This window comes from Streptomyces sp. HUAS MG56, from assembly GCF_058673395.1.
In genome coordinates, this window is the sequence record NZ_CM178722.1 from 3,834,843 (window position 1) to 3,847,952 (window position 13,110).

Here is a 13,110-nt window from a genome sequence, read left to right on the forward strand (position 1 = left end):
TAGACAGCCTCATGGAACCTTTGGAGCTTCTGCTCGCCGAACGCGCCTGCGAGCGCCTGATCACCGACTTCGTCCACCGCCTCGACCTCGGCGAACCGGCCGGCGTGGCCGGGCTGTTCACCGAGGACGGCGTCTGGGAGTGGCCCCCGCCGGGGGACGGACGGCGGGTGGCGGGGCGGGAGGCGCTGCGGGAGTACTTCGGCTCCCGGCCCGCCGACCGGCTCTCGCGCCGGTTCATGTCCAACGTCCTCGTCACCGTGACCGGGCCGGACACCGCCACCGCCGTCTCGTACTTCGCGACCTACCGCGTCGACGGGTACGGCGGAGGCATGGTGCCCGCCGGACCGCCCGTCCAGGCCGGGACCTACGAGGACTCGTTCCGCCGGGTCGACGGCCGGTGGCTGCTGGTCCACCGGGTGCTGCGGCTGCCCTTCGCGGGGCCGACTCCCCAGGCCGGCACGGCTGGTTGAGGCCTGCCGCCGTGCGTGAGCCCCTCCGTGGCGGCCGTCTGCCGGCGGAAGCTTTCGACGACCGGCGCGTGGAGTCGCAGCGCGTGCGCGATGCACTCCAGCTCGCTGTCGGACAGGCCCGCCGCGGCGCCGGTCCGGCCCGCGTGGTCCGCGTGTTCCTCGTGGGCGGCGGCGGGAGGTTCACCCCTGCCGGCCGGGGCGTGCAGCACGTCGGCCGCGATCAGGATGTCCACCGCGCCGGCGATGCCCCGCGCCTCGGTGTCCGGGTGGCCGGCGGACCGGGCCGCCGTACGGATCCGTTCGCGGCGGGCGCGGCTGAGGTGCGGGGCCAGTTTGAGCAGGCCGTCGTTGATGGCGGCCCGGCGCAGTTCGAGGCGCAGGGCGGCCCCGCTGACCCGGCCGGTCGCGGGGGCCGCCGGCGCGGCGACCGTCAGCATGGTCTGCCACAGCGGACGCAGCAGCCGGTGGGTGCGCACCAGCCGGCGGCGCTCCTCGACCGCCGGTCCGGCCTGCCCGGCGATGAATCCGGTGGCGACCAGCAGCGCCTCGGCCATGGCGAACGGCGGGGCGGCGTACGTCGACAGCCAGTCCCAGTCACGGCCGCTCCAACGGGCGCTGACCGCGGCGAGCTTGGCGACGTCGAAGACGAGCCCGAGGGCGTAGGCGACCTGGAGGAAGATGACGGCCCGGCGCAGCCAGGTGTCCTCGACCTCCTTGTACCAGGCCCACAGCATGCGGGCCGCGACCAGCGCGGACACCAGGTGCGCGGCCAGGTACAGCATCCCGAACTCGCGCATCCAGGGCGTGTCGGCGTAGTAGGTGTCGAGGTCGCGCAGCCGCTCCACGTGGTGGTCGCCGAGCGAGAACGTCGTCCACAGGCCCGCGATGATGGCCGTGTACGCGATCCAGACCAGCCGGGTGCGCCGGCGGCGCGCGGCGGAGGGGGGTTCGCGCCAGGTGATGATGAGCCAGAGGCAGGCGCCGCAGTAGGCGGTGAGGAGTGAGTACACCCACACGCCCGCGAAGTTGGGGATGCCGGTGAACGCGTTGAGGCGGTGCAGGTTGGCCGGCGGCAGCGAGGCGAAGACGACCGCGCCGATGCCGAGCAGCAGCGCGGTGGCCCGCAGGATGGGGTCCTCCTGCCAGGCGCGGCGCAGCAGCGGGAGTTTGATGACGAACGCCACGGCGAGCAGGGCACCGGGGACCGCGTAGGCGGCGACGGTGCCGGAGACGTCCCAGCGCATCAGGGTCCGCCGATGTTGCCCAGGGAGGACGACAGGCGGCCGGTGAGGGTGTCCTGGGTGCTGCGGCCGGCGGCCGCGCCGGGCCCGACGACCCTGGGGAACTTCGCGGCGAGGCGCAGCCCGCACTCCTCGGCCTCCCACTCGGCCGCGGCGGCGGCAGCGGCGGCCGGGCACCGGGTGGCCATGGCGACGACCTGCCCCCAGGGGATGTCGTCGTCTGCGGTGCGCCCGGCGTCCCCGGTGTCACCGGCGTACCGGGACAGCAGGCGGCGGGCGGCAGCGGGCGGTCCGGCCGGGTGGTGCACGTCGAGGGTGCCGTAGTGGATGTGGCCGATCTCGTGCCCGGCGATGACGAACTTGTGCGGGTCGGGGGCGCGGCTCTCGACCACGACGATGTACCGCTCGTCCATCGCGAGCGTGATCCCGGAGACGTCCAGCCCGGGCGGGAAGGTGACGAACTTCAGCCGGACCGGGCGGTCCAGCTGCGGGCTGAGCGTGTCGCACAGCGCGTGCAGGAAGGCCTCGGCACCGGTCGGCGCGGTGAGGGTACGGGCCGTGTCGCGCACCAGCCGGTCGAGGAAGCGCTTCGGTGACCTGGAAGGCCTCACCGGCTCGCGTCCCCCACCCGGTCCGAGGAGACCCGGCCCGAGGGAGTCCGGTCCGAGGAAGCCCGTTCCGAGAGGACGATCATCTCGGCGAGGTCGGCGAGCGTGGCGAGCTGGCGGGCGTTCATCTGCGGGGCCCGCGCGGCGAGCCGGACCAGGCCGCTCTCGCGCAGCCGCAGCAGCGGGTCCGCCTCGGCCTCCAGGCCCTGGAGCACCGGCTGTAACGCCTCGTGCAGCGCCTCCGGTTCGTCGGCCGTGAAGAAGCCGGCCGGCAGCCCGAAGAACCTGCGCAGCCGGTCGGTGTGCTCCAGGCTCGGCAGCCCGCTCTTGCGCCACTCGCTCAGCCACTGCCGGCTGGTGCCGGCGATCCTGGCCAGCTCGTCCAGCGAGTACCGTTTGCCGTCCGGCCGGCGCCGGGTCTCGCGGATGAAGTCCAGCCGCTGGCGCACGCGTTGGGCCAGCCCGGCCTCGGCCGCCCGGCCGCCGCCGAGCAGCTCCACGACGGTGCCGACGGGGATGCCGGTGCGATGGGAGAGGCCGGCCACGTCGAGGGCTTCCGGAAGCCGGCCGGGCCGGCCGGTCAACTCCCCGAGTCTGGCCAGAACTTCGGCCAGCGAGGTGTAGGCGTCACTCACCGAGGCCCCCCTGAGCATGTGGCGTCCGTCCCTCGACCGGGCGACGGGACGAGAGGCGAGGGTACCCGGTCGTCCGTTCGCCGACCAGATCTGACAAGGCTCCCTGCCCAACGAGGCAGGAATAGTTGACAGTTGAGCGTGCGGTGGGTGAGGATCACGACACAGAGAGCAAGATTTCGACCCGCCCCGGGTGCCGCACACGGGGGGAGCGGCACCCGGGGTGTTCCGCTGCCCGTACGACCGTCCCGCCTCGCCGTCCCGCCCTGCCTCTCCCGCAAAGGTGATGCGCCGATGCCGCAGCCCGTCCTTCTGCTCGGGGCCGGCCCCGCCGCGTACGGGGTCCCGCTGGAGCGGATCGCCGAGGCCCGCCCCGTGATCCTGGTCGACACCGCCGTACCCGGCTGGGCGCGGCCCTTCCTGTCCGGCCATCTCCCGGCCGACCCCACGCACGAGGCGGAGACGGCCGGTGCGCTCGCGCGGTACGCGGACCGGCATCCGGTCGCGGGCGTGCTGACCTGGACCAGGGAGCATCTGCGCACCGCCGCGCGGATCACCGGGCATCTGGGGCTACCGGGCCTGTCGTACGAGACGGCCGGGGCCTGCACCGACCCCGTGACGTCCACGGCGCTGCTCGCCCGGCACCGCCTGGCCCCGGACGGGCCCGGTGACCTCGACGGCCCGCTGGTGTCCGCGGAGACGGTGGTCCTGGACGACGAGGTCCGCATCGCCGCGCTCACCCGTACGACCCCGGGGGCGCCGGGGGGCCTGCCGCTGCGGCACTCGGTCCACGCCCACGACGGCCTGCTGCACAACCGCTTCCTGCGGCAGACGGTCGAGCGGGCGGTGCGGGCGCTCGGCCTCACGCACACCGTGGCGCACGTGCGGCTGCGGCTGACCGGCCGGGGCCCGCGGGTGACCGGGGTCGTGCCGTTCCTTCCGGGCGACCTCATTCCCTGGCTGGTGGAGCGGGCCACCGGGGTGGATCTGGCCGGGGTGGCGCTGGCGATGGCGTGCGGGACGTTTGTGGACGCCACGCCGAGCCGGCAGCGGGCCGCCGCGATCCGCTTCGCGGAGTCGGCGGGCGGCGCGTGTCTGCCGACCCGGGTGTACTGGGTGGCGGAGGGGGAGGACGCGGCGGAGTGCGACCGGGCGCTCGGTGCCGCCTGACGGCATCGCCGGTGCAGGGGGCCCGCCCACTCCGACGTCGCACCCGGATCACCGTGACCCCGGTCACCGCCGCCCTGTGCCCACGGCCACCCCCCGGCTCGCGCATGCCTGCCGGTAAGGTGGCGGGGTCGTCATCACACCCGTACAGGGGGAAGCCGGTGCAATTCCGGCGCTGAGCCCGCAACCGTGAACCGTCCGTCGCCGGACGGTGAGCCGGACCGCCCGGGACGGGACGTTGACCGGCTCACGTGCGTCGGCGACCCGCCGCGCACGGCACCGTCGAGGTCTACGGAGTCGAGCCGCCCGGGGGGTTCCCGCGCGCTGCCCGGCTCCCCGCAGGAGAGGCAGTCGCCGACCATGAACGTCCGCCGCAGCGCAGCGGCTCTCGCCGCCGTAGGCGTGCTGGCCGCCGCCGCGCCCGCCACGGCCGCCGGAGCGTCCCCGGCCCCGTCGCCGTCTGCGAAGCTCACGATCCCGGCCGGGCTGTACGGCACGGGCGACCCGACCTACGACGGTGTGTGGCGCCAGTCGCTGACGCTGGTCGCGCAGCGCACGCTCGGCTACCGGCCCGCCGCGCAGGCCGTCGGCTGGCTCGCCGGCCAGCAGTGCGCGAACGGCGCGTTCGCCGCGTTCCGCGCCGCCCCGGACAAGGCCTGCGACAGCAAGGTCGTCGTGGACACCAACAGCACGGCCGCCGCCGTCCAGGCCCTGCGGGCGACCGGCGGGCACGACGACGCGGTCGGCAAGGCGGTCGCCTGGCTGAAGTCCGTGCAGAACACGGACGGCGGCTGGGGCTACAACCCGGGCGGCGCCAGCGACACCAACTCCACCTCCGTCGTCATCGGCGCCCTCGCCGCGACCGGCGCGGACCCGGCGCGGACCACCAGGGCGGGCAAGTCCCCCTACGACCTCCTCGCCGCCCTGTCCGTGCCCTGCGAGCAGCCCGGCGGCGGCGCTCTCGCCTTCCAGCCGGACAAGAAGGGCGCCCTGGCGGCCAACGCGGACGCGACGGCGGCGGGCGTACTCGGCGCGCTCGGCAAGGGGTTCGTCGCGACGGCCGGCAAGGCGCCTGGCAGCGGCGCGTGCACCGCCGGCGAGCACCTCACCCCGGCGCAGATCGCGGACAACGCTGGTGCCAACCTCGCGTCGGCCGTCGCGAAGACCGGCCATCTGACGTCCGCGCTGCCCGGCGCCACGGACCAGCCGGACTACGGCAACACGGCGGACGCGGTCGTCGCGCTCGCCGCCGACGGGCGCGGCGAGCAGGCGTCGCGGTCGTACACGTGGCTGGAGCACAACGCCACGCGCTGGGCCGAGCAGAGCGGCCCGGCGGCGTACGCGCAGCTGATCCTCGCCGCGCACGCGGTGGGCGCGCAGCCGGGCGACTTCGGCGGCACCAGCCTGGTCCGCTCGCTCAACGCGCAGGGCCCGGCACCGAGCATGGAATCCGCCGGGCACGCGTCCACGAGCCCCGAGAAGTCCGAGAAGTCCGACGGCGGTTCGCCGTTCGGCCTCTGGTGGTTCGTCGGTGTCTGCCTCGTCGCGGGCATCGGCATCGGCTTCCTGCTCAGCGGCCGGAAGAAGCAGCAGCCGTGACCGGGGGCCGCCGTGCGGTGAGCCTGACGCTGGCCGCGTTCGTCCTGCTCGCGGCCGCGGTGACCCAGGCGCATGCCGCCGGCTACCGCTACTGGTCCTTCTGGGAGCGCACCGACGGCCGGTGGACGTACGCCACGCAGGGCCCGGCGAGCGCCCGTCCCGACGACGGCGCGGTGGCGGGTTTCCGCTTCGCGGTCAGCACGGACTCGGCCGACGCGAGCCGGCCGCGCGGCACCGCGGACTTCCGGACGATCTGCGCGGCCACGCCGGCCAGGTCCAGCATGAAGCGGGTGGCGCTGGTCCTCGACTTCGGCACCCCGGCGGACGCGCCGTCCGGCGAGAGCCCGCCGGCCGGCCGTACGGCCTGTGCCCGGGTGCCGGACGACGCGACGACCGCCGACGCCCTGGCCGCCGTCGCGCCGCCGCTGCGCTACGACACCAACGCCCTGCTGTGCGCGATCGCCGGGTATCCGCACCGGGGGTGCGGCGAGCAGGTGTCGGACACGCGGAAGCCGCGCCGCATCACGGGGCACGGCGCCGAGAAGAGCCCCTCGGACGGGCCCGCGCTGGGGCTGCCGATCGGCGTGGGAGCGGTCGTCCTGCTGGCGGGCGCGGCGGTGTGGCAGACGCGGCGGCGACGGAACGAACGGAATGGCTGAGCAGGGCGGGGGTGCCGTTCACCCCGGTGCCTGGTGGCTGTGGGCCCTGAGCCTCGGCACCGCCGCCACCCGCACCACCAACCCCCTCCTGCTCGCCCTCCTCATATCCGCGTCGGCGTACGTCGTCGCGACGCACCGCACCCCCACCCCCCTCGCCCGCTCCTACGCCGCCTTCGTCAGGCTCGCCCTCGCCGTCCTGCTCGTCCGCCTCCTGTTCGCGGTGGCGCTCGGCTCCCCCGTCCCCGGCACCCACACCCTGTTCACGCTCCCCGAAGTCCCGCTCCCCCACTGGGCGCAGGGCATCCGGCTGGGCGGGAAGGTGACCGCCGAGGCGCTGGTCTTCGCGGCGTACGACGGCCTGAAACTGGCGACGCTCCTGATCTGCGTCGGCGCGGCGAACGCCCTCGCCAGTCCGGGCCGCCTCCTCAAGTCCCTGCCCGGCGCGCTGTACGAGACCGGCGTGGCCGTCGTCGTCGCCCTCACCTTCGCGCCGCACCTCGTCGCCGACGTCCAGCGGCTGCGCGCCGCCCGCCGGCTGCGCGGCCGCCCGGACCGCGGCCTGCGCGGCCTGCTCCAGGTCGGACTGCCGGTCCTGGAGGGCGCGTTGGAACGCTCGGTCGCGCTCGCCGCCGCGATGGAGGCCCGGGGGTACGGCCGCAGCGCCGAGGTTCCCGCCCGGGTCCGCCGTACGACGGCCGCGCTCACCCTCGGCGGCCTGCTCGGCGTGTGCGCGGGGACGTACGGGCTGCTGACCGCGGAGGGCGGCACCTACGGGCTGCCGGTGCTGCTCGCCGGGGTCGCCGCCGCGCTCGCGGGGCTGAAGCTGGGCGGCCGGCGCTCGCTGCGCACCCGGTACCGCCCGGACCCGTGGGACGCGCGCGCCTGGCTGGTGGCCGGTTCCGGCGCCGCCGTCGCCGCGCTCCTCACCCTCGCCGCCGACCGCGACCCGCAGGCGCTGCACCCGGGGGTCGTTCCCCTGGTCGCCCCGGCCCTGCCCCTGTGGCCCGCCGCGGCGGTCCTCCTCTCCCTCCTGCCCGCCTTCGCCGTACCCACGCACCCCGAGGAGCCGTCGTGATCCGCTTCGAGGACGTCGCCGTGGTGTACGACGGCGCGGCCGAACCCTGTGTCCAGGGCATCGACTTCGAGGTGCCGGAGGGCGAACTGGTGCTGCTCGTCGGCCCGTCCGGGGTCGGCAAGTCCACCGTGCTCGGCGCGGTGAGCGGGCTGGTGCCGCACTTCACCGGCGGCACCCTGCGCGGCCGCGTCACCGTCGCCGGCCGCGACACCCGCACCCACAAGCCGCGCGAACTCGCCGACGTGGTCGGCACGGTGGGCCAGGACCCGCTCGCCCACTTCGTCACGGACACCGTGGAGGACGAACTCGCCTACGGGATGGAGTCGTTGGGCCTCGCCCCCGAGGTGATGCGGCGCCGGGTCGAGGAGACCCTCGACCTGCTGGGGCTCGCCGGGCTCCGCGACCGCCCGATCGCCACCCTCTCCGGCGGCCAGCGCCAGCGCGTCGCGATCGGCTCGGTCCTCACCCCGCACCCCCGGGTCCTGGTCCTGGACGAGCCGACCTCCGCCCTGGACCCGGCCGCGGCGGAGGAGGTGCTGGCGGTGCTCCAGCGCCTGGTGCACGACCTCGGCACGACGATCCTGATGGCCGAACACCGCCTGGAACGCGTCGTCCACTACGCCGACCGGGTCGTCCTGCTCCCGGCCCCCGGCGAGGCCGCGGTCGTGGGCACCCCGGCCGAGGTCATGGCGGTCTCCCCGGTGTACCCGCCGGTGGTCGCCCTGGGCCGGCTGGCCGGCTGGACGCCCCTTCCCCTGACGGTCCGTGACGCCCGGCGCAGAGCGGGTGACCTGCGGGAACGACTGGCAGCCGCCCCAGCTGCGGGCAGTCGTGCCGCCAGGGCGGCACGGGTGGGCGACGGGGGTCCCCCCGCGCGAGCGAAGCCGAGAGCGGGGGAGGCACCCGGCGGGCGCCGGCAAGCGATGCCACTCCCGGCCGACACCGGTACCGGTCGCCGATTCCGCCTCCGCCGCCGCAACTCCCCCGCCCCGCTCACCGACGTCTCGTCCGCCGCCGCCGAGATCCGCGCCCTCTCGGTGCGCCGCGACCGCATCACCGCCCTGCGCCACATCGACCTCACCGTGGCGCCCGGCGAGACCGTCGCCCTCATGGGCCGCAACGGCGCCGGAAAGTCCACCCTGCTCGGCTCCCTCGTCGGCCTCGTGGCCCCCACCACGGGCGGCGTGACCGTCGGCGGGGTCATCCCCCATCGCACCGCACCGCCCGACCTCGTGCGCCGCGTCGGCCTGGTCCCGCAGGAGCCGCGTGACCTGCTGTACGCCGACACGGTCGGCGACGAGTGCGCGGCGGCGGACCGGGACGCCCGGGCCGAGCCGGGGACCTGCCGGGCGCTGGTGTCCGAGCTGCTGCCGGGCATCACGGACGACACGCACCCCCGCGACCTGTCCGAGGGGCAGTGTCTGGCGCTCGCCCTGGCCGTCGTGCTGACCGGCCGGCCGCCCCTGCTGCTGCTCGACGAGCCGACGCGCGGCCTGGACTACGCGGCCAAGGCCCGTCTGGTGACCGTGCTGCGCGCGCTCGCCGCCGAGGGGCACGCGATCGTGCTGGCCACGCACGACGTGGAGCTGGCGGCCGAGATCGCGCACCGGGTGGTGCTGCTCGCCGAGGGGGAGGTCATCGCCGACGGGCCGACCGCCCACATCGTCGTCTCGTCGCCGTCCTTCGCCCCGCAGGTGACGAAGGTCCTCGCCCCGCAGCGGTGGCTCACGGTGGCCGAGGTGCGCGAGGCGCTGGCATGAGCGCCCCGCCCGCGAGGACCCGCCTGCACGCCGTCCGCGTCCGCCCCCGCTCCGTCGCCGCGCTCGTGCTGGTCGGCGCGGTGGGCGTCGTCGCCTTCGGCTGGCCCTTCCTCGCCCCGCCCGCCTCGCAGCTGAGCGCCCACGCCCAGGACGCCCCCTGGCTCTTCGCGGGCCTGCTCGTCCTGCTGGTCGCGGTCGTGGCGGCGACGATCTCGGAGTCGGACCTCGGGCCGAAGGCCGTGGCCATGCTGGGCGTGCTGGCCGCGACCGGGGCGGCGCTGCGCCCGATCGGCGCGGGGACGGCCGGGATCGAGCCGATGTTCTTCCTGATGGTGCTCAGCGGCCGGGTCCTCGGCCCGGGCTTCGGGTTCACCCTGGGCTCGGTGACGATGTTCGCGTCGGCCCTGCTCACCGGCGGGGTCGGGCCGTGGCTGCCGTTCCAGATGCTGTCCATGGGGTGGTTCACGATGGGCGCCGGGCTGCTGCCGGGGGCGGTGCGCCTGCGGGGCAGGGGGGAGCTGTTCCTCCTCGCCGGCTACGGCTTCCTCGCCTCCCTCGCCTACGGCACCGTCATGAACCTCGCCGGCTGGCCCTTCCTCGCCACCGCGGCCTCGGACATCTCCTTCGACGCGCACGCCTCCGTCCCCGCCAACCTGGCCCGTTTCGTCGCGTACTGCCTGGCCACCTCGCTCGGCTGGGACCTGGGCCGGGCCGTGTGCACGGTGGTGCTGACCCTGTTCCTCGGCCCGGCGGTGCTGCGCGCGCTGCGCCGGGCCACCCGGCGGGCCGCCTTCGAGACCGCGGTCACATTCGACGCCCGGGATCCCTCACCGGACGAGTACGGCACCTCACCCAGCGGCACCCCGGCGGTGAAGCACCCCACATGACCCGGATCACCTACGACCCGGGGTCGTAGTGCCACATATCCGTTACGTCCCTCCTGGCACCCCTCTTGACCTGCGCAGTGAGAGCCACGTCACATACCCGACGATTCCCATGGATCCGGCCACAACTAGTAAAAGGGGTCATTGCGGGCGGGTTCGGGGCCTGCTTCTGTGGAGGACGTCGCCAGGCGCCACGAGCCCACCCGGGCCGCGGCGCCGACGTATGCAAACGGATGCGGCCGACGCGCGAGCGGCGGTGCACGGCATACCGGCGATCTCCTGTCCCCGACGCAAGAGGTTCTCCGTGACCGTCTCCTTCATCCGCCGCATCGCTTCCCCGAAGAAGGCCCTCACGACCGCCGCCGTGGCCGCCGCCACCGCCGGTCTGGCTCTGACCGCGGCGCCCGCCCAGGCCGCCACGCCCGCCACGGCCTCCTCCGCCCAGGCGATCGCGCACAAGATGATCCCGGACGCCGCGCAGTTCAACGCGTTCAGCAAGATCGTCTCGCACGAGAGCGGCTGGAACCCGGCCGCGACCAACTCCTCCTCCGGCGCCTACGGCCTGGTCCAGGCCCTGCCCGGTTCGAAGATGGCCTCCGCCGGCGGTGACTGGAAGACCAACCCGGCCACCCAGATCAAGTGGGGCCTGGACTACATGAACTCCCGCTACGGCAGCCCGGTCAAGGCCTGGAGCTTCTGGCAGGCGAACGGCTGGTACTGAGCCGGCCCGCACCGCACCACCGCCGAAGGCGGCGGCCCCCGATCGAGGGCCGCCGCTTTCGGCGTTCTCCCGCCCCGGCATGGTCCACTGGGGCGATGAGCCCAGCGGACGACGCACCCGCACAGGAGACCTTCGACCCCGAGACGCGCGGGCTGCGGCTCGTGCTCGTGCTGCTGATGCTCACGGTGGTCAGCGGGCTCATCGACGCCGTCAGCTATCTGGGGCTGGGCCGCGTCTTCACGGCGAACATGACCGGCAACGTCGTCGTCCTCGGTTTCGCGGCCGCCGGAGCGCCCGGCTTCTCCGTCCCGCACACGGCCGCCTCGCTGGGCTGCTTCCTGCTGGGCGCGGTGACCGGCGGCCGGCTCGCCGCCCGCGTCGGCGGGGGCTCGCGCCGCCGCTGGACCCGGCTGACCCTCGTGGCCGAGGCGGCCCTGGTCGGCGTGTCCGCGGCCGTCGCCTTCGGCTGGCCGCACGCCACCGGCACCGTCTACGCCCTGATCGCCCTGACCGGGTACGCGATGGGCCTGCGCAACGCCACGGTCCGCAAGCTGGGCGTCGCCGACCTGACGACCACCGTGCTGACGATGACCCTGACCGGCCTCGCCTCCGAGTCCCGGCTCGGCGACGCCACCGGCCACCGCTCCCCGCGCCGTACGGCGTCGGTGATCGCCATGCTCGCCGGTGCCTTCCTGGGCGCGTGGCTGGTCCTGCACCACGGCCTCGGTCTGCCGCTCGCCCTCGCGGCGGCCGTCTCCGCCGTGCTGGCGGTGGTGGCATCCGGCCAGGAGTGAGCCGGGAGCACAGCAGCGGGCGGGCGCGGACGACGGTGTGTCATCCGGTGGTGACCTGGAGTTCCTTGACCCCGTTGATCCAGGCCGAGCGCAGCCGCCGAGGCTCGTCGGCCAGCCGCAGGCCGGGCATGGCATCGGCGATGGCGTTGAAGATCAGGTCGATCTCCAGGACGGCGAGGGACTTGCCGAGGCAGAAGTGCGGACCGCCGCCGCCGAAGCCCAGGTGCGGGTTGGGGTCGCGGGTGATGTCGAAGGCGTCGGGGTCGGCGAAGACCTCGGGGTCGTGGTTGGCGGAGGCGTAGAAGAGCCCGACCCGGTCCCCCTCCTTGACCAGCACGCCGCCCAGTTCGGTGTCCTGGGTGGCCGTCCGCTGGAAGGCGTTGACGGGGGTCGCCCAGCGCACGACCTCCTCGGCCGTCGTCCCGGGCCGCCCCCGCCGGAAGAGGTCCCACTGCTCGGGGTGGGTCAGGAACGCGTGCATCCCATGGGTGATCGCGTTGCGCGTGGTCTCGTTCCCGGCCACCGCCAGCATCAGCACGAAGAAGCCGAACTCGTCGGAGTTCAGGTTGCCTTCGTCCTCCGCCGCCACCAGGGTCGTCACGATGTCGCGGGCCGGGCACTGCTTGCGCTCGGCGGCCATGTTCATGGCGTAGGCGATGATCTCGGCGGCCGACTGGGCGCCGACCTCCTCCGTGATGGCGTACTCGGGGTCGTCGTAGGCGATCATCTTGTTGGACCAGTCGAAGATCTTGGACCGGTCCTCCTGGGGTACGCCGATCAGCTCGGCGATGGCCTGGAGCGGCAGTTCGCAGGCGACCTCGGTGACGAAGTCGAAGGGCCCGGAGCGGGCGCGGGCGGCCGCGACGATGGATTCGGCGCGGGCCCGCAGCCGCTCCTCCAGGGCGCGGATGGAACGTGGCGTGAAGCCCCGCTGCACGATCTGCCGGACGCGCGTATGTTCCGGAGGATCCATGTTGAGCAGGATGAGGCGCTGTGCGTCGATCGCGTCGCGCTGGATGTGCTCGTTGAAGCGGATGATCGCGGTGTTGAGGGTGGAGGAGAAGAGCTCGGGGTGCGTGGAGACGTACCTGACGTCCGCGTGCCGGGTCACGGCCCAGTAGCCGGCGTCGGCGAAGCCCGCGACGCCGTGCGGCTGCGGGATCCAGCGGACCGGCTCGGTGCGGCGCAGCTCGGCGAACTCCGGGAGGGGCACGCGGTGGTGGAGAAGATCGGGGTCGGTGAGGTCCAACCCGTCGGGCAGCGCGGGACAGGGCATCGGTGGCTCCCGTCGTCAAGTCCTGACGGTCCATCAGTGGATGCTGAATGCCGTGACCGTAGTAACGGGTTCTACAACCCACAAGAGGCATGACGCCCCCAATCCGGCTCCATCCGCTGCAAGACCCTTGCGGTGATGGACATCACGTCAGCAAACTGCCCTGAGAACTAGAACGCGTACTAGTTCTGCACGTTCTGGAGGAGAGCCCCGCAGAGCCCTCGCAG

The 13,110-nt window shown here is 74.4% G+C and carries 13 protein-coding genes; 9 read left to right on the forward strand and 4 right to left on the reverse strand.

Annotation, left to right across the window (positions count from 1 at the left end):
* The first annotated feature begins 11 nt into the window (after nucleotides 1-11).
* Nucleotides 12-470 (forward strand): nuclear transport factor 2 family protein, encoded by a 459-nt coding sequence (locus AC4OXY_RS18215; RefSeq protein ID WP_491994216.1) that lies wholly within the window; start codon nucleotides 12-14, stop codon nucleotides 468-470.
* On the opposite strand, the gene AC4OXY_RS18220 is transcribed toward AC4OXY_RS18215, so the two are convergent.
* From AC4OXY_RS18220 to AC4OXY_RS18230, 3 genes are read right to left on the reverse strand one after another with little or no spacing between them, the layout of a single operon-like run.
* The gene (locus AC4OXY_RS18220; protein ID WP_491994217.1) at nucleotides 365-1,714 is read right to left on the reverse strand and encodes an MAB_1171c family putative transporter; all 1,350 of its coding nucleotides are present in this window, start codon (nucleotides 1,712-1,714) and stop codon (nucleotides 365-367) included. The two genes, AC4OXY_RS18215 and AC4OXY_RS18220, sit on opposite strands and share 106 nt — an antisense overlap.
* On the reverse strand, nucleotides 1,714-2,322 hold the full coding sequence (locus tag AC4OXY_RS18225; RefSeq protein ID WP_356030565.1) for a M48 family metalloprotease: 609 nt from the start codon (nucleotides 2,320-2,322) through the stop codon (nucleotides 1,714-1,716). Before AC4OXY_RS18225 ends, AC4OXY_RS18220 begins: the two co-directional genes overlap by 1 nt.
* Nucleotides 2,319-2,954: an XRE family transcriptional regulator gene (locus AC4OXY_RS18230; RefSeq protein WP_356030564.1), complete on the reverse strand. Its 636-nt coding sequence runs from the start codon at nucleotides 2,952-2,954 to the stop codon at nucleotides 2,319-2,321. Before AC4OXY_RS18230 ends, AC4OXY_RS18225 begins: the two co-directional genes overlap by 4 nt.
* A gap of 291 nt (nucleotides 2,955-3,245) precedes the next feature.
* On the opposite strand from AC4OXY_RS18230, the gene AC4OXY_RS18235 reads away from it, so the two are divergent.
* The 8 genes from AC4OXY_RS18235 (at nucleotide 3,246) to AC4OXY_RS18270 (ending at nucleotide 11,610) form a co-directional block, all read left to right on the forward strand.
* On the forward strand, nucleotides 3,246-4,121 hold the full coding sequence (locus tag AC4OXY_RS18235) for an ATP-grasp domain-containing protein (RefSeq protein WP_356030563.1): 876 nt from the start codon (nucleotides 3,246-3,248) through the stop codon (nucleotides 4,119-4,121).
* Between the two features lie 357 nt (nucleotides 4,122-4,478).
* Complete coding sequence (locus tag AC4OXY_RS18240) at nucleotides 4,479-5,717, forward strand: SCO2321 family membrane protein (RefSeq protein ID WP_362822196.1); 1,239 nt, start codon at nucleotides 4,479-4,481, stop codon at nucleotides 5,715-5,717.
* Entirely contained in the window at nucleotides 5,714-6,376 is a 663-nt protein-coding gene (locus tag AC4OXY_RS18245) for an SCO2322 family protein (protein ID WP_491994218.1), read from the forward strand. Before AC4OXY_RS18240 ends, AC4OXY_RS18245 begins: the two co-directional genes overlap by 4 nt.
* A complete protein-coding gene (locus tag AC4OXY_RS18250) occupies nucleotides 6,369-7,451 on the forward strand; it encodes a CbiQ family ECF transporter T component (RefSeq protein ID WP_356030558.1) in 1,083 nt (360 codons plus the stop codon). The genes AC4OXY_RS18245 and AC4OXY_RS18250 overlap by 8 nt, the downstream gene beginning before the upstream one ends.
* Nucleotides 7,448-9,211 carry an ABC transporter ATP-binding protein gene (locus tag AC4OXY_RS18255; RefSeq protein ID WP_491994219.1) on the forward strand — a complete coding sequence of 588 codons (1,764 nt, stop codon included), beginning with the start codon at nucleotides 7,448-7,450 and terminating at the stop codon, nucleotides 9,209-9,211. The genes AC4OXY_RS18250 and AC4OXY_RS18255 overlap by 4 nt, the downstream gene beginning before the upstream one ends.
* Complete coding sequence (locus AC4OXY_RS18260; protein WP_362822192.1) at nucleotides 9,208-10,098, forward strand: ECF transporter S component; 891 nt, start codon at nucleotides 9,208-9,210, stop codon at nucleotides 10,096-10,098. The genes AC4OXY_RS18255 and AC4OXY_RS18260 overlap by 4 nt, the downstream gene beginning before the upstream one ends.
* Nucleotides 10,099-10,399: 301 nt before the next feature.
* Nucleotides 10,400-10,816 (forward strand): aggregation-promoting factor C-terminal-like domain-containing protein, encoded by a 417-nt coding sequence (locus AC4OXY_RS18265; protein ID WP_362822191.1) that lies wholly within the window; start codon nucleotides 10,400-10,402, stop codon nucleotides 10,814-10,816.
* Between the two features lie 95 nt (nucleotides 10,817-10,911).
* Nucleotides 10,912-11,610 carry a YoaK family protein gene (locus tag AC4OXY_RS18270; RefSeq protein WP_356030552.1) on the forward strand — a complete coding sequence of 233 codons (699 nt, stop codon included), beginning with the start codon at nucleotides 10,912-10,914 and terminating at the stop codon, nucleotides 11,608-11,610.
* Between the two features lie 40 nt (nucleotides 11,611-11,650).
* Here the strand turns inward: AC4OXY_RS18270 and AC4OXY_RS18275 are convergent, their stop codons facing one another.
* Nucleotides 11,651-12,886: a cytochrome P450 gene (locus tag AC4OXY_RS18275; RefSeq protein WP_491994220.1), complete on the reverse strand. Its 1,236-nt coding sequence runs from the start codon at nucleotides 12,884-12,886 to the stop codon at nucleotides 11,651-11,653.
* Between the last annotated feature and the right edge of the window lie 224 nt (nucleotides 12,887-13,110).

Bases quoted from the DNA above. Each gene is read 5' to 3' on its own strand.
- AC4OXY_RS18215 (WP_491994216.1), top strand. From the start codon at position 12: ATGGAACCTTTGGAGCTTCTGCTCGCCGAACGCGCCTGCGAGCGCCTG.
- AC4OXY_RS18220 (WP_491994217.1), bottom strand. From the start codon at position 1,714: ATGCGCTGGGACGTCTCCGGCACCGTCGCCGCCTACGCGGTCCCCGGT.
- AC4OXY_RS18235 (WP_356030563.1), top strand. From the start codon at position 3,246: ATGCCGCAGCCCGTCCTTCTGCTCGGGGCCGGCCCCGCCGCGTACGGG.
- AC4OXY_RS18240 (WP_362822196.1), top strand. From the start codon at position 4,479: ATGAACGTCCGCCGCAGCGCAGCGGCTCTCGCCGCCGTAGGCGTGCTG.
- AC4OXY_RS18250 (WP_356030558.1), top strand. From the start codon at position 6,369: ATGGCTGAGCAGGGCGGGGGTGCCGTTCACCCCGGTGCCTGGTGGCTG.
- AC4OXY_RS18260 (WP_362822192.1), top strand. From the start codon at position 9,208: ATGAGCGCCCCGCCCGCGAGGACCCGCCTGCACGCCGTCCGCGTCCGC.
- AC4OXY_RS18270 (WP_356030552.1), top strand. From the start codon at position 10,912: ATGAGCCCAGCGGACGACGCACCCGCACAGGAGACCTTCGACCCCGAG.
- AC4OXY_RS18275 (WP_491994220.1), bottom strand. From the start codon at position 12,886: ATGCCCTGTCCCGCGCTGCCCGACGGGTTGGACCTCACCGACCCCGAT.